Genomic DNA, 23,472 nt, shown 5'->3' on the forward strand with positions numbered 1-23,472 from the left:
ATTTTCCGCGTTATGATGGATGCATGACGAATCTGCTGTCCAATTCCGATGCCCGCCGTGTCTTTCTTGCCAAGCAGGGCCTCAGCGCCTCACCGAACCGCGCCTTGACCAAGGCCGGCCTGCTGCAGTTGATCCACGATCTCGGCTTCGTCCAGGTGGACAGCATCCAGACGGTGGAGCGGGCGCATCATCAGATCCTGTTTTCCCGCAACCAGACCTATCGGCGCGAGCATCTGAAGGCACTGCTCGAAAAGGAGCGCGCGCTGTTCGAGCACTGGACGCACGACGCCTCCATCCTGCCCAGCGCCTTCTTCGTCTATTGGAAGCACAAGTTCCGCCACCAGGAGAAAGTCCTCATCGAGCGCTGGCGCAAGTGGCGCGGCGAGGGTTTCGAGGCGGCTTTCGAGGAGACCTATGAACGTGTGCGGCGCGACGGCGCGATGCTGGCGCGCGACGTCAAGGCCGATGGCCACGTCTCCGGCGGCTGGTGGAACTGGCATCCGAACAAGACGGCGCTCGAATATTTCTGGCACACCGGCAAGTTCGCCATCGCCGGCCGCTCGAATTTCCAGAAGATCTATGATCTGACCGAGCGCGTTATCCCCGCTGAATTCCGTGAGCCGGAGGTGAGCCGCGAAGACTTCGTCGATTGGGCCTGCCGCAGCGCGCTTGCCCGCCTCGGTTTCGCCACCCACGGCGAGATCGCAGCCTTTTGGAACCTGGTCTCGCCCGACGAGGCCAAGGGCTGGGTATCAGCCCATCGTGACGAGCTGACCGAAGTGCTGATCGAACCGGCGCCCGGCGGCAAGCCTCGCCCCTCCTGGGCCTTTGCCGACTTTCTCTCGACGCTTGACACCTATCCGGACGCTCCGCCGCGCATCCGCGTACTCAGCCCCTTCGACCCGATGATCCGCGACCGCAATCGCACCGAACGCCTGTTCGGCTTCTTCTATCGCATCGAGGTCTTCGTGCCCGAAGCCAAGCGCGAATATGGCTATTACGTCTTCCCGCTGCTCGAAGGCGACCGCCTGATCGGCCGCATCGACATGAAGGCGGACCGCAAGAAATCGACCCTCGACGTCAGGCGGCTTTGGCTGGAACCGGGTGTCAAGGCTTCAGCCGGGCGGCTGGAGAGGCTGGAGGCGGAGCTGGATCGGGTGGCGCGGTTTGCTGGCGTGGAGAAGGTCGTGTTGCTCGAGGGGTGGAGAGGATAATTTCCTCGAGAGAGAGCATCAGATTGCCCCTCACCCTAACCCTCTCCCCGTAAACGGGGCGAGGGGACGTGCCAAACGTTGAGATGGAGGACGCCGGTGCGACATGTCCCCTTCTCCCCGCGGGCGGGGAGAAGGTGCCGGCAGGCGGATGAGGGGCTGCCATCCGGCTTTCGTTTGACCCTCAGCAGATCTCCGTCTTGCTGATCTTGATGCCGAAACCTTCCAGGCCGACATAGTGGCGCTCGCGGCTGGTGAGCAGCTTGATCGAGCTGACGCCGAGATCCTTGAGGATCTGGGCGCCGAGGCCGATTTCCAGCCATTCGCTCTCGCGCGTCTGCGCCTCGGCATGGGCTTCGCGGCCCTGGTTGCGGGCCTTGCGGCCATTGTCGTAATGGCCGACGCCCACGGAGCCCTCGCGCAGATAGACGATGATGCCGCGGCCTTCGGCGGCGATCTTCTCCATGTAGAAGTCGACCGGGCTGTTCTTGCCGAAGAGATCCTCGGCGACATTTTCCGGATGCAGGCGCACCGGAATGTCGACGCCGTCGCGGATGTCGCCGAAGACGACGGCGAGATGCTGCATCGGGTCCCAGGGCAGGGCATAGGTGTGGGCCTTGGCCTTGCCGAACGGCGTGTCGATGTCGAAGCTCGCGCCGTGCTCGACCAGCGTTTCCTTGCGCTGGCGATAAGCGATGAGGTCGGCGACGGAGACGAGCTTCAGCCCGTGCTTCTCGGCGAAATCGACAACCTGCGGCCCGCGGGTGACGGTGCCGTCGTCATTGACCAGTTCCGAGATGACGCCGATCGGCGGCAGGCCGGCGAGCCGGCAGAGATCGACGGCCGCTTCCGTATGGCCCGAGCGCATCAGCACGCCGCCTTCGCGCGATACCAGCGGGAAGATATGGCCGGGACGGACGAAATCGGCGGCCCCGACATTCGGATTGGCGAGGTTGCGCACCGTCAGCGTCCGGTCGTCGGCCGAGATGCCGGTCGTCGTACCGTGCTTGAAATCCACCGAGACGGTGAAGGCGGTCGTGTGGGCCGAATCGTTTTCCGCCACCATGGCGTTGAGGTTGAGGCGCTTGGCCTCTTCCTTCGGCATGGGTGCGCAGACGATGCCTGAGGTGTGGCGCACGATGAAGGCCATCTTCTCCGGCGTGGTGTGGACGGCGGCGACGATCAAATCGCCCTCGTTCTCGCGGTCATTGTCGTCCATGACGACGACGATTTCGCCCGCCTCGAAGGCCCTGATGGCGTCGACGACGCGCTTCTGATCGTAAGACATGGACGCTCCTATTTCAGACGGCCTGTCTGGCCGCGGTCGCGAAGGTAATGATCGGCAATGGCGCAGGCGACCATCGCCTCGCCGATCGGTACGGCGCGAATGCCGACGCAGGGGTCGTGTCGGCCCTTGGTGCGCACGTCGACATTCTTGCCATCGGCGTCGATCGACTGGCGCTCGGTCAGGATCGACGAGGTCGGCTTGACGGCGAAACGCGCCACGATCGGCTGTCCGGTCGAGATCCCGCCGAGAATACCGCCGGCATTGTTGGAAAGGAAGATCGGCGTGCCGTCATTGCCCATGCGCATCTCGTCGGCATTGTCTTCGCCTGAGGTTTCGGCGGCGGCAAAACCATTGCCGATCTCCACACCCTTGACGGCATTGATCGACATCAGCAGCGAGGCTATGTCCTGATCGAGCTTGGAATAGATCGGCGCGCCGAGACCTGCGGGCACGCCTTCGGCGATCACTTCGATAACAGCGCCGATGGACGAGCCGGCCTTGCGGATGCCGTCGAGATATTCCTCCCAGACCGGCACGATTGCCGCATCCGGCGAGAAGAACGGGTTTTGTCCGACCTGGTCCCAGTCCCAGTTGCTGCGGTCGACCTTGTGTTTGCCGATCTGCACCAGGGCGCCGCGCACGGTGACACCCGGCACGACGAGGCGGGCGATGCCGCCGGCCGCAACCCGGGCAGCGGTTTCGCGCGCCGAGGAGCGGCCGCCGCCGCGATAGTCGCGGATGCCGTATTTCAGATCGTAGGTATAGTCGGCATGGCCGGGCCGGTATTGCCGGGCGATCTCGCCATAATCCTTGGAGCGCTGATCGGTGTTCTCGATCAGCAGGGAGATCGGCGTGCCTGTGGTCGTCATCGTCTCGCCGTCGGCATCGAGCATGACGCCGGACAGCACCTTCACCAAGTCGTCCTCGCGCCGCTGCGTGACGAAGCGGGATTGGCCGGGCTTGCGCTTGTCGAGCCAGACCTGGAGGTCTTCGAGCTTGAAGCGCAGACCTGGAGGGCAGCCGTCGACGACGCAGCCGAGCGCCGGACCATGGCTTTCGCCCCAGGTGGTTACGCGGAAGAGGTGACCGAATGTATTGTGTGACATGTGTTCCCACGGCGGCGCCTGAGCGCCGGTCGCCGCCGGCCGCGCCATTGCTTGAAAAGGCGCGACACTCATAGGCCAAAAAACCGCCGGGGCAAAAGCCTTTCTTTGCGTCAAACCGGCAGCGGCGGAAATGCTGTTTCGCTCCTTTGCGGCAGCATGGCCGTCACGAAGCCAGCCGCCATCCAGTTCCGGCCGCAGAGGCGGTGAGATCAGCGAGGGAAGCGCGTGGTTAACGCAGCGCCTTGATTATGTTTAAAATGCCATTCATCAATTGGGCGGGAAAAGCCATTCTTACGGGCAATTTTCGCCATATTCAGGAGATTATCTGTGGCCAGTGTTCTCGTGCAGCGTTTCAAGAGGATTGTTGCCATGCGTTTCGTCGTCGCCACGCTTTTGGCCACAGCAAGTTTCCTGTCGCCGATGAGCGGTTTTGCCGAGAGCGCCGATGTCGAGGCGACGATCAAGAAGGTCGACACGGCCAATCTCGTGCTGACGCTCGACGATGGCAAGACCTATCAGGCGCCGGAGGAATTCAATTTCGACGGCCTCGAAGCCGGCGTGAAGGTCATCGTCTTCTACACCGAGGTCGACGGCAAGCGCGTCATCAACGATCTCGATATCGTCAAGTAGGCAGGACTCTGGAGAAGGCAGCTGCCCCTCACCCTAACCCTCTCCCCGTAAACGGGGCGAGGGGACGTGCCCTACGAGAGCGAGCGGGAACGGAGAGGTCGCGACATGTCCCTTCGCCCCGTTTACGGGGAGAAGGTGGCGGCAGCCGGATGAGGGGCCGGTCTCGGCAATCTCCCGGGCCAACGCTGAGCGCAGGCGCGCCCTGCGATGCCTACAGCCAGACGATTGTCCGCTCGCGCGTATCGATCCTGACGATCCGGTCCTGTGGTATACCGCCTTCGGCGGCGGTGCTCTTCGGCAGGTCGGCAATCGCCTGGAACAGCGTGCGGATGACGCCGCCATGGGTGACGCAGACAGTCGGGCGATCGACGGAGTGCAGCCATGCGCTTGTGCGCCAGGAGAGGATCTCGTAGCTCTCCGCATCGTCACCGGGTGGAATGAAATCCCATTTCGAGGCATTGCGTTCGGCCACCCGCTCGGCCTGCGTCGCCCTCAGTTCCTTGAGCGTCGAGCCCTCCCAGTCTCCGAAGGAAATCTCCACCAGCCTCGGATCGGTGCGATAGGCAAGCGGCGGCAGTCCCATGGCGGCGCGCATGATTTCGATCGTTGCGCGCGTGCGTCCGAGCGGGCTTGCGACAAAATCGAATTCGCCAACCGTATCGCCGAGGATCTTGGCCAGCTCGATGCCGTTCTGCCGGGCCTGTTCCAGGCCGATGGCGTTCATCGGCACATCCTTCTGGCCCTGCAGGCGACGCTCGGCATTCCAGTCGGTCTGACCGTGTCTGATCACGTAGATGAGCACGGTCTCGACTCCGGGGGACTTAGTCCTTGACGACCGAAATATCCGGCGCGTCGACCGCCTTCATGCCGATGACATGATAGCCGCTGTCGGCGTGATGCACTTCACCGGTGACCGAGCGCGACAGGTCGGACAGCAGATAGAGGCCGACATCGCCGACTTCCTCGATCGTGACTGTGCGGCGCAGCGGGGCATTATATTCGTTCCACTTCAGAATATAGCGGAAATCGCCGATGCCGGAGGCGGCGAGCGTCTTGATCGGCCCGGCCGAAACGGCGTTGACGCGGATGTTCTGCGGCCCGAGATCGACGGCGAGATATTTGACGCTCGCTTCGAGCGCGGCCTTGGCGACGCCCATGACATTATAGTTCGGCATGACCTTTTCGGCGCCGTAATAGGTTAGCGTCAGCATCGAGCCGCCGTCCGTCATCAGCTTCTCGGCGCGGCGTGCGACCGAGGTGAAGGAGTAGACGGAAATCTGCATCGTCTTGGTGAAATTGTCGGGCGAGGTGTCGATGTAGCGGCCGGTCAGCTCGTCCTTGTCGGAAAAGCCGATCGCATGCACGAGGAAATCGATCTTGCCCCACAGCTTTTCGACATTTTCGAAAACCGCGTCGATGGTGGATTCGTCGGCGACATCGCAGTGGCCGACGAGCGTCGCGTCGATCTCGGCTGCGAGCGGCTCGACACGCTTCTTCAGCGCATCGCCCTGATAGGTGAGCGCGACTTCTCCGCCCTGCGCATGAATGGCCTTGGCAATACCCCACGCAATCGAACGATTGTTGGCGACACCCATGATGACGCCGCGTTTGCCTGCCATGAGGCCGGATGCTTGAGCCATATTTCGCTCCCTAGGATTCTGATCGATCCTGCCTATGGCATAGGCCGTTAATCGGTTCAAGCTTGGCCTGGATCATCAACTGTTAGGGATCGTAACAAAGGGTGCGAATGTCATAAAAATTTCACAGGAACAGGCCTTCGCGCATGCTCCGCATGAGATCTGTGATCTTATCGTCGGGTTTTTCCCACAGGATGATGCGCAATTCGACGACGAGATCGCCTCTGCTCCCGTCTTCCCGCGGCAATCCCTGGCCGGGAATCGCGATCGTCTTGTCCGAGCCCGACCATGCGGGAACGGTGATATCAAGCGGCCCGGCCGGGCCTTCGATGCGCGCCTCGGTGCCGAGCACGGCATTCTCGATACTGATCGGCAGCACGGCGTGCAGGTCGAAACCATCGACGGTGAAGCGCGGATCGGGGGCGATGCGGATATTGACGACGGCATCGCCGCGCTGCATGCCCGGCAGCTTGAAGCCCTGTCCCTTGAGCCTGATCTCGTGACCATCCGTGGTGCCGGCCGGCAGCGCGAAGCCGATTTCGCGGCCCTCCGGCAACGACGCGTTGATCCAGCCGCTTTTCAGCACGTCGTCGATCGTGACCGTCGCCGTCGTCACCTCGTCCGGCGCTTTCTCGAGGCCGCTATCCTTGGCGCCGGTGAAACGGCGCACCAGCGATGTCAGGATGCTGAGCGGCAGCGACAGGTTGGCGGCATTGTTTGATGTCTCGCCGGGTTCCTCCTCGGCTTCGGGGGCCTCGCCATCCACACGTTTGCCCGCTTCGGACTGTGTCTGGCCCTGCGTCTGCTGGGACTGCGTCTGCTGGGCGCGGCCCTGCGCCTGGCCGCCCGCCGCAGCGCGTGTCTGCGCGCCGAAAATGCGCTCGACCATCTCCTCGGCACCTTCGCCGGTGCCGGCCTGCTGTTTTGGGCCTTCGGCCGCGGCCTTCTGGGCAGCCCGGGCAAGCTCTTCCATCACCCGCTCGGCATTGGCCTGCGCCGCCTTGGCGCGGGCCGCAGCCTCGCGCGCGGCCTGGCGCTGCTGCATGATCGTCTGTTCCTGCTTCTTGGCTTCCGCCACCCGCACGGCATTGTCGAACAGGCTGCGTTTGCGCGGGTCTCTCAGCGTTTCGTATGCGCGGCCGATCTCGGCGAACCGCGCCGTCGCCGTCGGATCGTCCTGATTGTGGTCGGGATGGGCTGCTTTGGCCATGTTGCGCCAGGCCGCCTTGATCTCTTCTGCCGCCGCGTCGCGCTTGACGCCCAGAATTTTGTAAGGATCGCGCATGTCAAAACCGCCGGTGTTGCGATGCGGGTGACGCCTGTCCTTGCCCGGCATCCCCGCCCAATATCGAAGTCCAATATCAACATGTGAGGCGCCACCGGCCACAAAGGCAGGCAGAGCCACTCTCGACACCGATCGTGCGGCCGAGTTGCTAATCACTTCTTATTTCCGTGGAGAGATGGGGAGTGTTTTGCCGTAAATGGTTAGCTCTTTGCTAAGCATTCGCGACAAAGCCGGCGGCCGTTAACTGTCGCGCGCCGAATCGGTTCCGGCAGATCAAATTTCCCGCCGGAAATTAACTTTCCCGCCGGAAATTAGCTTTCCCGCCGGAAATTAACTTTCCGGCTGGAAGCTCAGCAGCTGCCAGTTGCCGCCGCCGACGAGGCAGGTCTTGCCGTAGAATTTGGCGATCCCGACATAGGAATGCCGCGTCGTGCGGAACTGCCGGCAGACCTGGCCCGATTCGTTGTTTTCGACGATCGTATCGATGACGCCGGCGCTGCCGGTCGATGCATTCGCCCAGGGAAGCGGCTGGCCTTCGAGCTTGTGCACATCGGCCGAGGTCACGGCGTTGCGCACTGTCATCTCGTCCGAAAGCGTGTCGGTGCTCGGCGGCGTCTGCGGCACGGTGCCGGTGGCCACCGACCGGTCGACCTTGGCTTCGCTCAAGAAATCCATCCCGCCCGCGAGGCAGCCGGAAAGCGACAGCATTGCGGCGCCGACAACCAGGAAGACGCTGCTGCGTTGCCGCAGGCCCTTTGTATGGCGATATGACTTTGCTATGACTTCCACCCTGCGTCCTGTCCAGTTATCAAAAGCTGGGCGAGTTTTGAATAATCCGGGGCATTTGAACCAATATGTCGGCAAACGAGTTAACAAGCGGTGACTTTACCGAAAGTGGCGAGCCCTTCAAGCTCTTTGCCGAATGGCTGAAGGAAGCGGAGGCCTCCGAACCGAACGATCCCAATGCCGTGGCGCTGGCGACGGTCGATGAGCATGGTCTTCCCAATGTCCGCATGGTGCTCCTGAAGGGATTCGACGATGACGGTTTCGTCTTCTACACCAATTTCGAGAGCCAGAAAGGTCGCGAAATCTTGGGGCAGAAGAAAGCCGCCATGTGTTTCCACTGGAAAAGCCTGCGCCGCCAGGTGCGGTTGCGCGGACCTGTCGAGATCGTGAGCGACGCCGAAGCCGACGCCTATTTCAAGACGCGGGCGCGCGGCAGCCGCATCGGCGCCTGGGCCTCCAAACAATCGCGTCCGCTCGAAAGCCGATTCGCGCTGGAGAAGGCGGTGGCGGAATACACCGCCCGCTACGCCATTGGCGAGATACCCCGGCCTCCCTATTGGTCGGGCTTCCGCATCCGGCCGACCTCGATCGAATTCTGGAAAGATCAGCAGTTCCGCCTGCATGACCGCATCGAATTTCGTCGCCCATCCCCAGTCGGGGCCTGGGAAAAGGTACGGATGTATCCTTAGCTTACCCTCTACCGGCCCATCAGTTTCAGCGGAATGCCGGAAGCAAGCGCCGAGACGTAGCGCCGCTTCTGGTAGTAGCCGTTCAGCGACATGCGCGGGAGATAGCCGATCTTGCCGGTCGCCGGCAGCCCCGGCTGCGTCGTGACCGCGACCGAAAAGCCCAGCCGGCCGGCAAGTGTCTCCTCGCGGGCGGTCGCCGCCTCTGGCGTGCCGTAGGGATAGGCAATCGCGGCAGGACGGGCGCCGGTCAGCGCCTCGACATAATCGGCCGAAACTTCCATCTCGATCCGCGCTTCGGCCTCCGGCAGGCGGGCAAGCGCGCGATGGCTGATCGTATGGGCGCCGAGCGTTGCAAGCGGATGTCGGGCGAGCCGCTGCAACTGCACCGGTCCCATCACCAGATCGCGCACGATATCGGTCGGCTCGATGCCATGTTCCCGGGCCAGCATATCGAGGGTGGCAACGGCGCGCGCCTCGTCGAAGCGGTGGATATACCCGGCGAAGCGGTCGAAGGCATCCCATTGCTGCCGCGGGTTGGTGAGGGCCAGCCGCTCGCTGCCGTGGCCGAAATCGAAGCGGATTTCTTTTGGCCGTCGCAACAGAACGGCGAGCGTTTCCCACCAGATGCTGTGGGAACGTTCGGCAAAACCTTTGGTGACGAACACGGTGAAAGGCGCCCGATGCCGCTCGAACACCGGCAGCGCATGCTCCATGTTGTTGATGTAGCCGTCGTCGAGCGTAAAGGCCGCAAACGGCCGGCCGCCCTCGGGTTCGGCCAGAAGCGCCGGCAGCTGGTCGAGCCGCACTAAGCGATAGCCGTCGCGCGTCAGTCGCCTGAGCGCCGCATCGAGAAAATGCGGCGTGATTTCAAGATGCGCGTTCGGCGCAAAGGCGTGGGGCTCGTGCGGGCGGACATGATGCAGCGTGAAGATGACCCCGCGCCCGCGCGCCTGCCGCATCAGGCCGGCCGCGGCGATCAACGAGGATGCCTCGAGCCCGGCGCCGATCGCCGCGCGTTTTGCCAGTCGCTTCAATTGCCCCGTCATGCGCCGCCCATTGTCCTTTGCCGCAAACTAGCAACGGCGGCTTAAGCCTTGCTGAATCCCGCTTTCACACAGCTTCTTTCGTTTTCTGTTAACCAAGGCGATGAAAAGACTAGAAAAATCGTAGGCGTTGCCGCAAAGTCGCGCCAAACTTCCGGCTTCTGTCACATTACGACACATGGCCGGCCCATCGAGAGCCAGCGCATCAGGGGGAACTCCATGAGAAAGCTATTGGCGGCTGTTTTGACCGTAACGCTGGCCGTTTCGGCGCCGCTTGCGGCTCTTGCCGGCAGCGCCTCGCTGGTCCTCGATGCCCGCACGGGCAAGGTCCTCGCCTCCGAAAACGCCGATACGCTGAACCATCCGGCCTCGCTGACGAAGATGATGACGCTCTATCTCACCTTCGAGGCGCTGAAACGCGGCAAGATCGCCTGGGATACGCCGATCCAGATGTCGAAATACGCTGCCGCGCGGCCGCCCACCAAGCTCGGCGTCAAGGCCGGGGGCACCATAACGGTGCGCGAGGCAGTTTATGGCATGATCGTCAAATCCGCCAATGACGCCGCTGCCGCGATCGGCGAGACGCTCGGCGGTTCGGAGGCCGGCTTTGCCCGGATGATGACGGCCAAAGCCCGCCAGCTCGGCATGAGCCGCACCGTCTTCGTCAATGCCTCTGGCCTGCCGGACAGCCGCCAGGTGACGACGGCGCGCGACATGTCGACGCTCGCCGTGGCGCTGATCAAGAATTATCCCAATGAATACCGCCTGTTCTCGACGGCAAGCTTCAGTTTCCGCGGCAAGACCGTGCGCGGCCACAACAATCTCATGTACCGCTACCAGGGCATGGACGGCATCAAGACGGGTTACACCAACGCGTCCGGCTTCAACCTCGTCAGCGCCGTCAAAGACGGCAACCGCCGCGTCGTCGGCGTCGTGCTCGGCGGCCGCACCGCCCGCAGCCGCGACGCCAGGATGGAAGCGCTGCTCGACCGCTATCTCGGCCGCGCCTCGTCATCCGGCGGCGCCAGGCTGATGGCGAGCGTCGGCGCCAGGGAACCCGTCGAAGTCGCGTCTGCGGCTGACTCTTCCGATGTTCCGGTGCCGCTCAACGCCCGGCGCCCGGACGAAGATCCCGCAGCCAAGAGCCTGGCTTTTGCCGATGACGCCGTCGTGCCGCTGGAGCGTCCTGTCGCCATGGACGAGATCCTGAATGCCGGCAAGACCGGCAAGGCTCCGGCCGTGAAGACCGATGGCACCTGGCAGATCCAGATTTCGGCGGCCCCCAGCGCCGATGCGGCGCGTGCGCTTCTTGCACAGGCCCAGTCGGAAGGCGGCGCACCGCTGGTTTCCGCCTCGCCCTACACTGAGGCGGTCGGGCAGGGGGCGAACCGGATCTATCGCGCCCGCTTCGTCGGCTTCGCCAGCAAGGACGCCGCCGCCTCCGCCTGCGATGCGCTGAAGCAGCGCTCCTATGACTGCGTGCTGCTGCCCGACCACAGCTGATCCCAGCGGCATCATACTCGGCTCTGGACAAGCAGCGGGAATCAGCGTCTCCTCCATAAACAAAAGGAGAACATCCATGCTGCGCCGTCTCGCCGACCAGTTCGAAGCCGCTTCCGCTGTCCATGTCGCCGAGAGCGGCATCGAGCGGGATGACGACTGGTTCCTTTTGAAGCTGCAGGAGGAAATGGGAGAGCTCACCCAGGCCTGGAACCGGCTGACCGGTCGGGGCCGTGCCAAAGGCCGCTCTCCCGAGGATATCAGGCGCGATCTCGCCGACGAGACTGCCGACCTGCTCGGTCACCTCCTGCTGTTTGCTCGCCGTAACGACATCGACATCGCCGCCGCGATCGAGCGGAAGTGGCGGTTTCAGCCGGCACAGACGCCCAACGCCTAAGCGCCACGCCAGCTGTCCGATCGACTAAGCGAGCTGGCCCAACAGGCTCACGAGCCAGAACGAAACTGCCGAAATCATTGCCGCGGCCGGCAGGGTGATGATCCATGCGATCACGATGTTGCCGGCAAGCCCCCACCTGACGGCGGAGACGCGCCGGGCGGCGCCGACGCCGATGATGGCGCCGGTAATGGTGTGGGTGGTCGAAACCGGGATGCCGAGCCAGGTGGCGCCGAACAGCGTCAAGGCACCGCCCGTTTCGGCGCAGAATCCTTGCATCGGGTTCAGCCGCGTAATCTTCGAGCCCATCGTATGGACGATGCGCCAGCCGCCGAACAAGGTGCCGAGCGCCATCGCCGCCTGGCATGAAATCACCACCCAGAGCGGCACGTGGAAGCTGCCACCGAGATAGCCTTGCGAGTAAAGAAGCACGGCAATGATGCCCATGGTCTTCTGGGCGTCATTGCCGCCGTGACCGAGCGAATAGAGCGATGCCGACACGAATTGCAGAAAACGGAAGGACCGGTCGACGGCAAAAGGCGTTTGCCGGATGAAGGTCCAGGTCACCGCCAGAATCAGGAACAATGCCAGCAGGAATCCGATCATCGGCGACATGACGATGGCGCTCGCGGTCTTGAGAAGGCCGCTCCAGACGATCGAGCTCAACCCTGCTTTGGCAAGGCCCGCACCGACCAGCCCGCCGACCAGGGCATGGGATGAACTGGAGGGAATACCGAAGATCCAGGTCACGACATTCCAGACGATGGCGCCGATCAAGGCCGCGAAAATCACCTGCGGTGTCACGATCGCCGGATCGATGATGCCGGTCCCGAGCGTCTCGGCCACATGCAGGCCGAAGAACAGGAAGGCGATGAAATTAAAGAATGCCGCCCAGAAGACCGCATATTGCGGCCTCAGGACCCGTGTCGAGACGATTGTGGCGATCGAATTGGCCGCATCATGCAGCCCATTGAGAAAATCGAACAGCAGCGCGACGCCGATGAGGCCGACAAGAAGCGGAAGAGCGAGGGCGGCATCCATCAGACATTCTCGATCACGATGCCGCTGATCTCGTTGGCGACGTCTTCGAAACGGTCGACCACCTTCTCCAGCTCGCCGTAGATCTCGCTGCCGATCATATAGGCCATCGCATTGCCGGCGCCGTGCCGGCGAAACAGATCCTTGAGCCCCTGCTCGTGCAACTCGTCGGAGCGCCCTTCCACCCGCGTGACCTGCTCGACGATGGCAGAAAGCCGCGGCGCATTGGCGTTCATGCGATCGAGCAAGGGAATGGCCTCGGCGATGAGATTGGCAGCTTCCACAAGGGTCTTGCCCATCTCCTGCATCCCCGGATCGAAGCTGGTCTGCTCGAAGAGCCGGATGGTTTTGACAGTCTTGTGCATCATGTCGATCGCATCATCCATGGATTGGATGAGATCCTTGATGTCTCCACGATCGAAAGGTGTGATGAAGCTCCGCCGGACAGCCTGCATGACTTCGCGCGTTATATCGTCGGCCTGGTCTTCCAACCGCACGATCGTTTCGCATTGATGCTCGATCTCTACTCCCGACAGCAACCTGTCCAGAGCCTGTGCGGCGCCGACGATCGTTCTGGAATGTTGTTCGAAAAGGACGAAAAACCGGTCTTCGCGCGGCATCAACTTCCGAAACCAACCCAGCATGAACACCTCGTGATTTTTGATCTGCGCTATGGATGACGAGCCGTCCTAAACCCTATCCCGTTGAAGAGATAGGGCCGAGTTTCGGTTTGTGACAGTTTTATGACAGTTGTGGCGCGACAGGAACATGGCCGTTATCGGCCGCCGACCCTTTGCGGCATCCGCAGTCAGCCGACCTTATACCGGTAAAACTTGGTGTCCACGGCCATCAGCGGGAAGGAGCGGGGCAGGGCGCTCTTGGCAATCTCGGTAAAGCCGTTCTTCTCGTAGAAGCGATGGGCGGCAACGAATTTGTCCGTGGTGCCGAGGAAGATGTCGGTGAGGCCGGCATCTCTGGCGTGGTCGAACAGGCGCTCGAGAAGCCGCGCTGCCACGCCGTGCTCGCGGCCGCGAACCTCGGCGGCGACGAACATCTTGCGCAGCGCTGCCTGATTGTTACCGATATCCTTCAAGCCCAGCGTTCCGACGATCGCGCCGTCCTTGACGGCGACCCAGAACTGACCTTTGCCGGATTGGTAGAAATCCGGGATGACCCGGAGATCCGGCTGCGCATCGGCTGTGATGTCGATGCCGAACTCCTCGCGCTGAATCGGCAGGATCACCGACAGCACGTCATCGGCATCGCCGGCGGCAAAGGGTCTGATTTCGATCTCTGCCATGAGGAAATACTCCGCCTCAGGTCTGCGTGCCGCCGACGGTGATCTGATCCATGCGCAGATGCGGCTGGCCGACGCCGACCGGAACCCATTGGCCGGCCTTGCCGCAATTGCCGATGCCAGTATCGAGCTTCATGTCGTTGCCGATCATCGACACCCGCTTCATCGCATCCGGGCCGTTGCCGATCAGCATCGCCCCTTTGATCGGCGCGCCGAGCTTGCCGTTCTCGATCAGATAGGCCTCGGTGCAGCCGAAGACGAATTTGCCGGAGGTGATGTCGACCTGGCCGCCGCCGAAGGAGACGGCATAGATGCCCTTCTTCACCGAGGCGATGATCTCTTCGGGCGTCTTGTCGCCGCCGAGCATATAGGTGTTGGTCATGCGCGGCATCGGCACGTGGGCATAGCCCTGGCGGCGGCCATTGCCGGTGGGCGCCATGCCCATCAGCCGGGCATTCTGCCGATCCTGCATGTAGCCGACCAGCTTGCCGTTCTCGATCAGCACGTTGTAGCCGGACGGCGTACCCTCGTCGTCGATGGTGATCGAGCCGCGGCGGTTGTCGATCGTGCCGTCATCGACGACGGTGACGCCGGGCGCGGCGACCATCTGGCCGAGAAGGCCTGCAAAGGCCGACGTCTTCTTGCGGTTGAAATCGCCTTCCAGCCCGTGGCCGACGGCCTCGTGCAGCATCACGCCCGGCCAGCCGGAGCCGAGAACGACGTCCATCGTGCCGGCCGGCGCATCGATCGCCTCCAGATTGACGAGTGCCTGGCGCAGCGCCTCGTCGGCGCCATATTGCCAGCTGCCCTCGGCGATGAAATCGCCAAAGCCGATGCGCCCGCCGCTGCCATAGGAGCCGCTCTCCTGCCGCTCGCCTTCACCGACTACGACGGAAATGTTGATGCGCGTCATCGGCCGGATGTCGCGGACACGGTGGCCGTCGGCGCGCAGGATGTCGACGACCTGCCAGCTCGCCGCGACCGAAGCAGTCACCTGCCGCACCTTGTCGTTCTTGCTCCTGAGATAGGCGTCGATATCCTGCAGGACCTTGACCTTCTCCTCGAAGCTCGGCTGGCCGATCGGGTTCTGGTCGCCGTAGAATTTCTTGTTGGTGCCCTGGGGAGCGGCGGCATAGGTGCCGGAATAGCCGCGCGTCACCGCGCCGACCGCATCGACCGCCCGCTTCAGCGCCGCCACCGAGAGGTCGCCGGCATGTGCATAACCCACGGCTTCGCCGGCAACGGCGCGAAGTCCGAAACCCTGTTCCGTATTGAAGCTGCCGCCCTTCAGCCGGCCATTGTCGAAGGTCAGCGCCTCGGCCCGGGCATGCTCGATAAACAGCTCGCCGTCATCGGCGCCGGCGAGCGCTTCGGCGACAAGGCCGCGCATCGTGGCCTCGTCGGCATCGAAAAGCGTCAGGAGATCGGTGGTCATGGTCTGGCTCCAATGGCATGCGTCCGGGAGTTCGCTTACGCCTTAGATAGGGCTCAACCTGATAAGGAGTGAAGCCCTGTCTTCGAATTATTCTTTGTTGGGCAGAGCGATCTTGGAAATGGAATGGCCTTCGAAAGAGATGTAAGCGTTTTATCGTTTCGCGCTGGGTGGCGGCGCGGCTGTTTTGAGATGATCAGTTGGGGGGGCAATTTGCTTGAAATGATGAGACGTGGTGCGAGTGGAGTCGTTCTCGCTCTTCTTTTTCCGGTGACTGGCCTAGCGGCCGACAACGATCTCGAGGACTGCCCCTCACCCTAACCCTCTCTCCGTAAACGGGGCGAGGGGACTTGCCCTGCGAGGGTGAGGTGGGAACCGAGAGGTCCCGGCATGGTCCCTTCGCCCCGTTTACGGGGAGAAGGTGGCGGCAGCCGGATGAGGGGCGGACCCATGGTAGACGGCCGCCAGCCTCACGGCAGCGCGTCAAAACCTTCGGCGAAGCCCTTGAGGTCGACGGGGATGCCGATGCCTTCTTCCGGGGTCTGGAAGACGATGAAGGTGGCCTGGGCGCCGCTGCGGAAGGTCTTGAGCAGTTCGTCCTCCAGCACGACTTCGGCATAACAGCCGTCGGCGAAGCAGCGGACGAAGTAGGCGCGGCCGATATCCTTGCCGTCGACATTGAGGCCGAGGCCGTTCGGCAGGAGCACGCCGAGCGGCGCCAGCACGCGCAGGATCTTCGATTTGCGGTCGGCCGTCTTCAAGACGACGACGGAAAGCCCGACCTCCGGCCGGTCCTCGGCGATGACGTTCTGCATCAGCGCGCATTGCTCGGTCGCCGCACCGGCCGGCTTGTCGCAGACGACAGACCATGCGCCGTGATTGGATTTCACTGTGCCCGGCGCCTGCGGCTGGGTCTGGCCGGGCGTCACCTGGATATTCGGGTTGGCAGCCGGGGGCTGCTGGGCCGGGGCAGGGGCGGCCGGTGCAGGGGTGGCCGGTGCGGGGGTGGTGGGCGTGGCCGGGGAGGGGGCGGGTTGCTGCGCGAAGACGGGCGTCGTCGCTGCGGCCGCGATGCTTGCAGTCACGAGAAGCGACCGCGCGAGGGAACGGAAACCCATGGAAACCTCTGGATATCGAATCATTGCGGCTATTGTTGAAGCTGCCCACCGGAAATGAAAAGCCCCACCCCGTGAAAACCGGGGGACTGCGGCAGAAATTGGACCTTTGTCATATAATGTACGGCGGGCGGATCGGCCGGAAAGGGCATTTTTCATATGCCGATGAAAAACTTGGGATGTTTTGCCGTTCGGCCTGCCTGTGCTTTAAGCAAAAATGCCGCATAGACAATTGCTCCTGCCTGTTGCGGCAAATGCCAAACTGTGGTTTGAAGCGCTGAAGATGGCAAGGATTCTGCGTTCGATTTAGCAGGTCAAGCGCTCGAGGGAGATAATAAGGTGATGAAGAAGGCTTATGCAGCCCTGACCACGCTGGTCTGTCTGCTTTTTGCTTCCGGCACATATGCCGACCAGCCGACGCCGTGGCAGGCAACGCTGCAGCCGGCGGCGACGCCGATCATGCGGGAAATTCATTGGTTCGAACAATATACCCTATGGTTTATCGTTCCGATCACGCTCTTCGTCCTGATCCTGCTCATCGTCGTCTGCTTCAAGTTCCGCGCCAGCGCCAACCCTGTTCCGTCGCGCACGAGCCACAATACGCTGATCGAGGTCATCTGGACCGTGGGGCCGGTCCTGGTGCTGCTCTTCCTCGCCATTCCCTCCTTCAACCTTCTGACAGCGCAGCTGACGCTGCCCGAAAATCCTGACGTGACGATCAAGGCGACCGCCACCCAGTGGCAGTGGAACTATGAATATGAAGGTTCGGGCGACAGCCCGCTCGCCTTCGATTCCTACCTCTTGAAGGATCAGGATCGCGCGGCCGCCGGCAAGGAAGACAAGTCGGTCTATCCGAGACTGCTCGCCGTCGACAACGAGCTGGTGCTGCCGGTCAACAAGACGGTGCGCGTTCTCGTGACCGCGGCACCGACCGACGTCATCCACGCTTTCGCCATGCCGTCCTTCGGCATCAAGATCGACGCCGTGCCGGGCCGCCTGAACGAGACCTGGTTCAGGGCCGAGCGCGAAGGCCTGTTCTATGGCCAGTGTTCCGAGCTTTGCGGCAAGGACCATGCGTTCATGCCGATCGCCATCCGCGTCGTCTCCGAGGACAAGTACAAGCAGTGGCTGACCACGGCCGCCAGCGACCTGCCCGGCGCCTACAAGACACTCATGGCCGCAACCGATGGTCCCGCAAAGACCGTCGACGTTGCCGAAGCACAGTAATTAAAAGGGATCGGGACAATGGCTGGACCTTCCGCTCACGACGATCATTCTCACGCCCATCACGATCATGCGCATGATGATCACGATCACCATGATCACGGGCACAAGCCGAGCTTTGTCAATCGCTGGCTGTTCTCGACCAACCACAAGGACATCGGCACGCTCTACCTGATCTTCGCGATCATCGCCGGCATCATCGGCGGCGCGCTGTCGGTGGCCATGCGCATGGAGCTGCAGGAGCCGGGCATCCAGATCTTCCATGGCCTGGCCTCGATGGTCTACGGCTATGAGGGCGATGCCGCCATCGACGGCGCCAAGCAGATGTTCAACATGTTCACGACGGCGCACGCGCTGATCATGATCTTCTTCATGGTCATGCCGGCGATGATCGGCGGATTCGCCAACTGGATGGTGCCGATCATGATCGGCGCCCCCGACATGGCCTTCCCGCGCCTGAACAACATCTCCTTCTGGCTGATCGTTCCGGCCTTCGCGCTGCTCTTGCTGTCGATGTTCGTCGAAGGCCCGGCAGGCGCCTACGGCACCGGCGGCGGCTGGACGATGTATCCGCCGCTGGCAACGAGCGGCACGCCCGGACCGGCGGTCGACCTGGCGATCTTCGCGCTGCATATCGCCGGCGCTTCGTCGATCCTCGGCGCGATCAACTTCATCACAACGATCCTCAACATGCGCGCCCCCGGCATGACGCTGCACAAGATGCCGCTGTTTGCCTGGTCGGTGCTGATCACTGCTTTCCTGCTCTTGCTGTCGCTGCCGGTTCTGGCAGGCGGCATCACCATGCTGCTGACCGACCGCAACTTCGGCACCTCCTTCTTCTCTCCGGAAGGCGGCGGTGACCCGATCCTCTACCAGCACCTGTTCTGGTTCTTCGGTCATCCCGAGGTCTACATTCTCATCCTGCCGGGCTTCGGCATGATCAGCCACATCATCTCGACCTTCTCGAGGAAGCCGATCTTCGGTTATCTCGGTATGGCTTACGCCATGGTCGCGATCGGCGCCGTCGGCTTCGTCGTCTGGGCCCACCATATGTATACGGTCGGTCTGTCGCTCGATGCGCAGCGCTACTTCGTCTTCGCCACGATGGTCATCGCCGTCCCGACGGGCGTGAAGATCTTCTCCTGGATCGCGACGATGTGGGGCGGCTCGATCTCGTTCCGCACCCCGATGATCTGGGCGATCGGCTTCATCTTCCTGTTCACGGTCGGCGGCGTCACCGGCGTCCAGCTTGCCAATGCCGGTCTCGACCGCTCGCTGCATGACACCTATTACGTCGTGGCTCACTTCCACTACGTTCTGTCGCTCGGCGCCGTCTTCGCGATCTTTGCCGGCTGGTATTACTGGTTCCCGAAGATGACCGGCTACATGTACAACGAGTTCCTCGGCAAGCTGCATTTCTGGGTCATGTTCATCGGCGTCAACCTGGTGTTCTTCCCGCAGCACTTCCTTGGTCTCGCCGGCATGCCGCGCCGCTACATCGATTATCCGGATGCCTTTGCCGGCTGGAACTATGTTTCCTCGATCGGCTCCTACATCTCGGCCTTCGGCGTGCTGATCTTCCTCTTCTCGGTCTTCGAAGCCTTCGCCAAGAAGCGCCTCGCCGGCGAAAATCCGTGGGGCGAGGGTGCGACGACGCTGGAATGGCAGCTGCCTTCGCCGCCGCCTTATCACCAGTGGGAACAGCTGCCGCGCATCAAGTAAGGCGCGCGGAAAACCGGACGCCGCATTCGATACGGCGTCCGGCATAAGTAAATTCAGGACGGAATGATGACGGTTATCGACAATCACGAGGCGCTTGCAGAGGACGGCGAAATGTCGGAAGCGAGCGCGCGCGATTATTTCGAACTCTTGAAGCCACGGGTCATGTCGCTCGTGGTCTTCACCGCCTTTGCCGGCCTGGTGCTGGCGCCGGGCCACATCAACCCTGTCCTCGGCCTGATCGCGATCCTTTGCATCGCCGTCGGCGCCGGTGCCTCGGGCGCGCTGAACATGTGGTACGACGCCGATATCGACGCCGTCATGAGCCGCACGGCCAAGCGGCCGATTCCGGCCGGCCGGGTCGCGCCGTCGGAAGCGCTCGCCTTCGGCTTGGTGTTGTCGGGCTTTTCGGTTGTCATTCTCGGCCTTGCCGTCAATTGGCTGTCGGCCGGCATCCTCGCCTTCACCATCTTTTTCTACGCCGTCATCTACACCATGTGGCTGAAGCGCTCGACGCCGCAGAACATCGTCATCGGAGGTGCCGCCGGCGCCTTTCCGCCGATGATCGGCTGGGCCTGCGTCACGAATTCGGTGACGATCGAGAGCACCGTTCTCTTCCTGATCATCTTTCTGTGGACGCCGGCGCATTTCTGGGCGCTTGCCCTCTTCAAGATGCGCGATTACGAGGCCGTCGGCGTGCCGATGCTGCCGAACGTCGCCGGCGAGCGGATGACCAAGCATCAGATCGTCGCCTATGCGGTGCTGACCGCCATCTGCGCGGTGCTGCCGTCCTTCCTCGGTTTTGCAAGCTTCGGCTACGGCCTCGTCGCCGCCGCTCTTGGAGCGATCTTCATCACCTGTTCCATCGCCGTCTGGCGGATGCCGGACGGCGATCTGAAGATGATCCCGGCAAAGAAGCTCTTCGCCTTCTCGATCTTCTATCTCTTCGCCATCTTTTCCGCGCTGATGATCGACCGGCTGGCCGCTACGCTGGTCTCGCAAGCAGGAGGCTCGTTCTGATGGATCTCGTCAAGCTCACCGAAAAGCAGATGAAGTCGCGCCGCAACCGCAACATCGCCCTCGGGCTCGTGCTAGCCGGCCTTGTCGTCCTGTTCTATGCGATCACGATCGTGAAGATCGGCGGAGGAATGGCCGGATGAGCGAAAAGGCCGCCGCACCCAGGAAGCAGGGCCGTAACAACGGCGCCGTCGTGTTGATGTGCCTGAGCTTCGTCTTCGGCATGGGCGCGATGAGCTATGCCGCCGTGCCGCTCTACCGCATCTTCTGCCAGGTGACCGGCTATAACGGCACGACGCAGCGCGTCGAGCAGATGTCGAGTGTCGTGCTCGACCGCAAGATGCGTGTGACCTTCGACGCCAATGTCGCTCCCGGCCTGCAGTGGAATTTCAAGCCGGTCGAGCGCGAGGTCAATCCGAAGATCGGCGAAACCATCCAGGTCAATTTCGTCGCCGAGAACCGCTCGAACGAAACCCAGCGCGGCCAGGCGGTGTTCAACGTCACGCCGGGCGAGGCGGGCGCCTATTTCAACAAGGTGCAGTGTTTCTGTTTTACGGAAACGGACCTGAAGCCGGGCGAGAAGCTCGAAATGCCGGTCGTGTTCTATATCGACCCTGAAATCGTCAAGGCGGTGGAATCGAAGGATATCCACACGGTGACGCTGTCATATACGTTCTACCCGAAAGAGGGTCCGAAGCCCGTCGCTTCGAATGAGGGTGGAGCGGTAAAGATTGAAAAGAAACTTTGATCAAGGCTCGTTTCCGGCTAAGCCGGGAGCGAAGTGAGGAAGACATCCGGGGATAGCCACATGGCCGATGCGCATCAGAAGAACCACGACTACCACATCATCGATCCGAGCCCATGGCCGATTCTCGCCTCGCTCGGCGCCTTCATCATGGCGATCGGTGGTGTCTGCTACATGCGTTACCTGAACGGCGGCTCCTTCAAGGTCGCCGGCGCCGAACTCGCCAATCCCTGGCTCTTCTACATCGGTCTCGTGCTGGTTCTCTACGTCATGTACGGCTGGTGGGCCGATACGGTGAAGGAAGCCCATGAGGGCTCTCACACCCGCGTCGTCTCGCTGCACCTGCGTTACGGCATGATCATGTTCATCGCTTCGGAAGTGATGTTCTTCGTCGCCTGGTTCTGGGCCTATTTCGACGCCAGCCTGTTTCCGAATGAGGCGATCCAGGCCTCGCGCATGGCCTATACCGGCGGCGTCTGGCCGCCGAAGGGCATCGAAGTCCTCGATCCCTGGCACCTGCCGATCTACAACACCGTCATCCTGCTGCTCTCCGGCACGACGGTCACCTGGGCGCACCATGCGCTGCTGCACAATGATCGCAAGGGCCTCGTTCAGGGTCTGACGCTGACCGTGCTGCTCGGCATCCTGTTTTCCTGCGTGCAGGCTTACGAATATGCCCACGCTCCGTTCGACTTCAAGAATTCGATCTACGGCGCGACCTTCTTCATGGCGACCGGCTTCCACGGTTTCCACGTCCTCGTCGGCACGATCTTCCTGCTGGTCTGCCTGCTGCGCGCGCTGCGCGGCGACTTCACCCCGAAGCAGCATTTCGGCTTCGAGGCAGCCGCCTGGTACTGGCACTTCGTCGACGTCGTCTGGCTGTTCCTGTTCTTCTGCATCTACGTCTGGGGCGGCTGGGGCGCTCCGGTGGCCGCAGGCTGATCGGGACGGAATAAATGCAAAAGGCGGGCTCGGTGCCCGCCTTTTTTGTTGGCAATTTCGCGCTTTTGCCTCGCGAGCTTCCTCATACTCCGTCGTGCTCGGGCTTGACCCGAGCACCCACGCCGCGAGCATTTTGTTGGTTGGTGGCAGGGACCAGGGCACGGGCCTCGACGAAAGAACGAAAGACGTATTTCTTGGAGTGCTCCGTATGGATGCTCGGCTCAAGGCAGCTCAGGGCCGAGCATGACGGAGGTTGAGGGGCACGCTTGGCAAGAGGCGTGAGGCAGGGTGCAAGATGCGAGGTGCCCATCGGGCGCTGAGCGACGGATAGAAGCACTAAGGCGGCCGATATGCATTCGCGCATATTCGCAGCCCGGAACTAGAAGGAATGGCAATTGCAGATCCCCGATCGCTTCCATATTGCCGAGACGGACGGGTGGCTGGTGAACCACCGGATCAATTCCGCTCTTCCCGGCTATCTCATGATCAGTTCCAAGACGGACACGAACGATCTGTCCGAATTGCCTCAAGCTGCTTTAGGCGAACTCGGGCCACTCCTGGCGAGAGCTCAGAATGCACTGAAACGGGAATTGAATGCTGGACGCGTCTATATCGGCCGGTATGGACATTCTCCCGGCTATCCGATCCATTTCCACGTGATCCCGATCTACGAGTGGGTGGAAAAACTGTTCTGGAAAGACAGCCGGTATCGTGTGCTTGAGACTCTGACGGAGGGAGCGGGAGAAACGCCTACAGATGGCGCGGAACTGACGCTGTTCGTCTGGCGCGAATTCTGCGAGCGCGCCGAACCGCCGCCGGTTGAAGGCCGATCGGTCGTTGAGACCATTGAACTGTTGCGGGCAGCGATGCGACCCGGATCGGCGAATCTCTAAGGGCGCGGGAACAGGGAATCGGTCCCCGATCCGCTGCCGTGATGGAATTGAATTTCCTTCGCCATGAGCGGATCGCTTCTGTCGGCATCAATCATGGCCCACCCCAGCTTTTCATAGAAAGGCACGGCATCCGGCGCGGCATGAACCTGCAGGCGGCTGAGGCCATGCTTTGCCGACAAGCTCTCGACCTTGTTCATCAATATCCGCCCGAGCCCCTGTCTCTGATATTCCGGCAGGATGGCGACAAGCCGCACAATACCGGATGCGCCATCCGAGATATCGAGGCGCACCGTGCCGAGAGCGACGCCGTCTTTCCTCAGCAGGAGCGGTATATGGCTCGCTTCATACTCATCCGGATGGTTGTCGTCGTACCCGTCAAGGCCTCGCAGTTCGAACAATACGTGCCGTCGGATGGCGTGATAGGCCTGCCAATCCTCGGCCTCTTTCACCTGCCGAAGTTCAATGGCCATCGTGATCGATC

General features: G+C 62.2%; 25 protein-coding genes. 12 read left to right on the forward strand and 13 right to left on the reverse strand.

The window, feature by feature from the left end; all coding sequences use genetic code 11:
• Positions 1–23: 23 nt before the first annotated feature.
• Positions 24–1,214, forward strand: a complete 1,191-nt coding sequence (locus NMA58_RS02870; protein WP_434712228.1) for a winged helix-turn-helix domain-containing protein — start codon at positions 24–26, stop codon at positions 1,212–1,214.
• Positions 1,215–1,395: 181 nt separating this feature from the next.
• On the opposite strand, the gene ribB is transcribed toward NMA58_RS02870, so the two are convergent.
• Entirely contained in the window at positions 1,396–2,499 is a 1,104-nt protein-coding gene (gene ribB / locus NMA58_RS02875; protein WP_085777193.1) for a 3,4-dihydroxy-2-butanone-4-phosphate synthase, read from the reverse strand.
• An 8-nt stretch (positions 2,500–2,507) separates the two neighbouring features.
• Entirely contained in the window at positions 2,508–3,605 is a 1,098-nt protein-coding gene (aroC, locus tag NMA58_RS02880) for a chorismate synthase (RefSeq protein WP_434712229.1), read from the reverse strand.
• Between the two features lie 369 nt (positions 3,606–3,974).
• Between aroC and NMA58_RS02885 the strand changes: the two genes are divergently transcribed.
• A complete protein-coding gene (locus tag NMA58_RS02885) occupies positions 3,975–4,235 on the forward strand; it encodes a DUF1344 domain-containing protein (RefSeq protein WP_003569889.1) in 261 nt (86 codons plus the stop codon).
• Between the two features lie 211 nt (positions 4,236–4,446).
• Here NMA58_RS02885 and NMA58_RS02890 read toward each other — a convergent pair whose 3' ends face one another.
• The 4 genes from NMA58_RS02890 to NMA58_RS02905 all read right to left on the reverse strand — a co-directional run bounded on the left by NMA58_RS02890 (position 4,447) and on the right by NMA58_RS02905 (position 7,946).
• Positions 4,447–5,037, reverse strand: coding sequence for a histidine phosphatase family protein (locus tag NMA58_RS02890; protein ID WP_434712230.1), 591 nt, complete (start codon positions 5,035–5,037; stop codon positions 4,447–4,449).
• 19 nt (positions 5,038–5,056) lie between these two features.
• Positions 5,057–5,875 carry an enoyl-ACP reductase FabI gene (fabI, locus tag NMA58_RS02895; protein WP_064800910.1) on the reverse strand — a complete coding sequence of 273 codons (819 nt, stop codon included), beginning with the start codon at positions 5,873–5,875 and terminating at the stop codon, positions 5,057–5,059.
• 121 nt (positions 5,876–5,996) lie between these two features.
• Complete coding sequence (locus NMA58_RS02900; protein WP_434712232.1) at positions 5,997–7,157, reverse strand: DnaJ C-terminal domain-containing protein; 1,161 nt, start codon at positions 7,155–7,157, stop codon at positions 5,997–5,999.
• Between the two features lie 330 nt (positions 7,158–7,487).
• On the reverse strand, positions 7,488–7,946 hold the full coding sequence (locus NMA58_RS02905) for an RT0821/Lpp0805 family surface protein (protein ID WP_064800911.1): 459 nt from the start codon (positions 7,944–7,946) through the stop codon (positions 7,488–7,490).
• Positions 7,947–8,011: 65 nt separating this feature from the next.
• Between NMA58_RS02905 and pdxH the strand changes: the two genes are divergently transcribed.
• On the forward strand, positions 8,012–8,632 hold the full coding sequence (gene pdxH / locus NMA58_RS02910) for a pyridoxamine 5'-phosphate oxidase (RefSeq protein ID WP_085777196.1): 621 nt from the start codon (positions 8,012–8,014) through the stop codon (positions 8,630–8,632).
• Positions 8,633–8,640: 8 nt separating this feature from the next.
• Here the strand turns inward: pdxH and NMA58_RS02915 are convergent, their stop codons facing one another.
• On the reverse strand, positions 8,641–9,678 hold the full coding sequence (locus NMA58_RS02915) for a polysaccharide deacetylase family protein (protein ID WP_434712234.1): 1,038 nt from the start codon (positions 9,676–9,678) through the stop codon (positions 8,641–8,643).
• A 216-nt stretch (positions 9,679–9,894) separates the two neighbouring features.
• On the opposite strand from NMA58_RS02915, the gene NMA58_RS02920 reads away from it, so the two are divergent.
• Positions 9,895–11,178, forward strand: a complete 1,284-nt coding sequence (locus tag NMA58_RS02920) for a D-alanyl-D-alanine carboxypeptidase family protein (RefSeq protein WP_434712236.1) — start codon at positions 9,895–9,897, stop codon at positions 11,176–11,178.
• Positions 11,179–11,254: 76 nt separating this feature from the next.
• Positions 11,255–11,572 (forward strand): pyrophosphatase, encoded by a 318-nt coding sequence (locus tag NMA58_RS02925; protein WP_183705241.1) that lies wholly within the window; start codon positions 11,255–11,257, stop codon positions 11,570–11,572.
• Positions 11,573–11,596: 24 nt separating this feature from the next.
• On the opposite strand, the gene NMA58_RS02930 is transcribed toward NMA58_RS02925, so the two are convergent.
• From NMA58_RS02930 to NMA58_RS02950, 5 genes are all read right to left on the reverse strand, one after another.
• Positions 11,597–12,610 (reverse strand): inorganic phosphate transporter, encoded by a 1,014-nt coding sequence (locus NMA58_RS02930; RefSeq protein ID WP_434712237.1) that lies wholly within the window; start codon positions 12,608–12,610, stop codon positions 11,597–11,599.
• Complete coding sequence (locus NMA58_RS02935) at positions 12,610–13,251, reverse strand: DUF47 family protein (protein ID WP_434712239.1); 642 nt, start codon at positions 13,249–13,251, stop codon at positions 12,610–12,612. Before NMA58_RS02935 ends, NMA58_RS02930 begins: the two co-directional genes overlap by 1 nt.
• 164 nt (positions 13,252–13,415) lie before the next feature.
• Positions 13,416–13,907, reverse strand: coding sequence for a GNAT family N-acetyltransferase (locus NMA58_RS02940; RefSeq protein WP_097597718.1), 492 nt, complete (start codon positions 13,905–13,907; stop codon positions 13,416–13,418).
• Between the two features lie 16 nt (positions 13,908–13,923).
• Positions 13,924–15,339: a metalloprotease TldD gene (gene tldD / locus NMA58_RS02945; protein WP_434712241.1), complete on the reverse strand. Its 1,416-nt coding sequence runs from the start codon at positions 15,337–15,339 to the stop codon at positions 13,924–13,926.
• A 467-nt stretch (positions 15,340–15,806) separates the two neighbouring features.
• Positions 15,807–16,478, reverse strand: coding sequence for an invasion associated locus B family protein (locus NMA58_RS02950; RefSeq protein WP_183705248.1), 672 nt, complete (start codon positions 16,476–16,478; stop codon positions 15,807–15,809).
• Between the two features lie 315 nt (positions 16,479–16,793).
• Between NMA58_RS02950 and coxB the strand changes: the two genes are divergently transcribed.
• The 7 genes from coxB (at position 16,794) to NMA58_RS02985 (ending at position 22,991) form a co-directional block, all read left to right on the forward strand.
• A complete protein-coding gene (gene coxB / locus NMA58_RS02955; protein ID WP_183705249.1) occupies positions 16,794–17,678 on the forward strand; it encodes a cytochrome c oxidase subunit II in 885 nt (294 codons plus the stop codon).
• 18 nt (positions 17,679–17,696) lie between these two features.
• A complete protein-coding gene (ctaD, locus tag NMA58_RS02960; protein ID WP_434712243.1) occupies positions 17,697–19,397 on the forward strand; it encodes a cytochrome c oxidase subunit I in 1,701 nt (566 codons plus the stop codon).
• Between the two features lie 66 nt (positions 19,398–19,463).
• Entirely contained in the window at positions 19,464–20,414 is a 951-nt protein-coding gene (locus tag NMA58_RS02965; RefSeq protein WP_183705251.1) for a heme o synthase, read from the forward strand.
• Positions 20,414–20,554: a hypothetical protein gene (locus NMA58_RS02970; protein ID WP_004672998.1), complete on the forward strand. Its 141-nt coding sequence runs from the start codon at positions 20,414–20,416 to the stop codon at positions 20,552–20,554. Before NMA58_RS02965 ends, NMA58_RS02970 begins: the two co-directional genes overlap by 1 nt.
• Entirely contained in the window at positions 20,551–21,159 is a 609-nt protein-coding gene (locus NMA58_RS02975; RefSeq protein WP_085777207.1) for a cytochrome c oxidase assembly protein, read from the forward strand. The genes NMA58_RS02970 and NMA58_RS02975 overlap by 4 nt, the downstream gene beginning before the upstream one ends.
• A 60-nt stretch (positions 21,160–21,219) precedes the next feature.
• A complete protein-coding gene (locus NMA58_RS02980; protein WP_085777208.1) occupies positions 21,220–22,098 on the forward strand; it encodes a cytochrome c oxidase subunit 3 in 879 nt (292 codons plus the stop codon).
• 395 nt (positions 22,099–22,493) lie between these two features.
• Positions 22,494–22,991 carry an HIT family protein gene (locus NMA58_RS02985; RefSeq protein WP_434712246.1) on the forward strand — a complete coding sequence of 166 codons (498 nt, stop codon included), beginning with the start codon at positions 22,494–22,496 and terminating at the stop codon, positions 22,989–22,991.
• Here the strand turns inward: NMA58_RS02985 and NMA58_RS02990 are convergent.
• Positions 22,988–23,461 carry a GNAT family N-acetyltransferase gene (locus NMA58_RS02990; RefSeq protein ID WP_434712248.1) on the reverse strand — a complete coding sequence of 158 codons (474 nt, stop codon included), beginning with the start codon at positions 23,459–23,461 and terminating at the stop codon, positions 22,988–22,990. The two genes, NMA58_RS02985 and NMA58_RS02990, sit on opposite strands and share 4 nt — an antisense overlap.
• Positions 23,462–23,472: the final 11 nt, after the last annotated feature.

This window comes from Rhizobium sp. YTUHZ045 (genome assembly GCF_051124255.1).
Taxonomy (GTDB): Bacteria; Pseudomonadota; Alphaproteobacteria; order Rhizobiales; family Rhizobiaceae; genus Rhizobium.

Excerpts from the sequence above, each read along its gene's own strand:
- NMA58_RS02870 (WP_434712228.1), top strand. The coding sequence starts at position 24 with ATGACGAATCTGCTGTCCAATTCCGATGCCCGCCGTGTCTTTCTTGCC.
- ribB (WP_085777193.1), bottom strand. The coding sequence starts at position 2,499 with ATGTCTTACGATCAGAAGCGCGTCGTCGACGCCATCAGGGCCTTCGAG.
- aroC (WP_434712229.1), bottom strand. The coding sequence starts at position 3,605 with ATGTCACACAATACATTCGGTCACCTCTTCCGCGTAACCACCTGGGGC.
- NMA58_RS02885 (WP_003569889.1), top strand. The coding sequence starts at position 3,975 with ATGCGTTTCGTCGTCGCCACGCTTTTGGCCACAGCAAGTTTCCTGTCG.
- fabI (WP_064800910.1), bottom strand. The coding sequence starts at position 5,875 with ATGGCTCAAGCATCCGGCCTCATGGCAGGCAAACGCGGCGTCATCATG.
- NMA58_RS02900 (WP_434712232.1), bottom strand. The coding sequence starts at position 7,157 with ATGCGCGATCCTTACAAAATTCTGGGCGTCAAGCGCGACGCGGCGGCA.
- pdxH (WP_085777196.1), top strand. The coding sequence starts at position 8,012 with ATGTCGGCAAACGAGTTAACAAGCGGTGACTTTACCGAAAGTGGCGAG.
- NMA58_RS02915 (WP_434712234.1), bottom strand. The coding sequence starts at position 9,678 with ATGACGGGGCAATTGAAGCGACTGGCAAAACGCGCGGCGATCGGCGCC.
- NMA58_RS02920 (WP_434712236.1), top strand. The coding sequence starts at position 9,895 with ATGAGAAAGCTATTGGCGGCTGTTTTGACCGTAACGCTGGCCGTTTCG.
- NMA58_RS02925 (WP_183705241.1), top strand. The coding sequence starts at position 11,255 with ATGCTGCGCCGTCTCGCCGACCAGTTCGAAGCCGCTTCCGCTGTCCAT.
- NMA58_RS02930 (WP_434712237.1), bottom strand. The coding sequence starts at position 12,610 with ATGGATGCCGCCCTCGCTCTTCCGCTTCTTGTCGGCCTCATCGGCGTC.
- NMA58_RS02935 (WP_434712239.1), bottom strand. The coding sequence starts at position 13,251 with ATGCTGGGTTGGTTTCGGAAGTTGATGCCGCGCGAAGACCGGTTTTTC.
- NMA58_RS02940 (WP_097597718.1), bottom strand. The coding sequence starts at position 13,907 with ATGGCAGAGATCGAAATCAGACCCTTTGCCGCCGGCGATGCCGATGAC.
- tldD (WP_434712241.1), bottom strand. The coding sequence starts at position 15,339 with ATGACCACCGATCTCCTGACGCTTTTCGATGCCGACGAGGCCACGATG.
- NMA58_RS02950 (WP_183705248.1), bottom strand. The coding sequence starts at position 16,478 with ATGATTCGATATCCAGAGGTTTCCATGGGTTTCCGTTCCCTCGCGCGG.
- coxB (WP_183705249.1), top strand. The coding sequence starts at position 16,794 with ATGAAGAAGGCTTATGCAGCCCTGACCACGCTGGTCTGTCTGCTTTTT.
- ctaD (WP_434712243.1), top strand. The coding sequence starts at position 17,697 with ATGGCTGGACCTTCCGCTCACGACGATCATTCTCACGCCCATCACGAT.
- NMA58_RS02965 (WP_183705251.1), top strand. The coding sequence starts at position 19,464 with ATGACGGTTATCGACAATCACGAGGCGCTTGCAGAGGACGGCGAAATG.
- NMA58_RS02970 (WP_004672998.1), top strand. The coding sequence starts at position 20,414 with ATGGATCTCGTCAAGCTCACCGAAAAGCAGATGAAGTCGCGCCGCAAC.
- NMA58_RS02975 (WP_085777207.1), top strand. The coding sequence starts at position 20,551 with ATGAGCGAAAAGGCCGCCGCACCCAGGAAGCAGGGCCGTAACAACGGC.
- NMA58_RS02980 (WP_085777208.1), top strand. The coding sequence starts at position 21,220 with ATGGCCGATGCGCATCAGAAGAACCACGACTACCACATCATCGATCCG.
- NMA58_RS02990 (WP_434712248.1), bottom strand. The coding sequence starts at position 23,461 with ATGGCCATTGAACTTCGGCAGGTGAAAGAGGCCGAGGATTGGCAGGCC.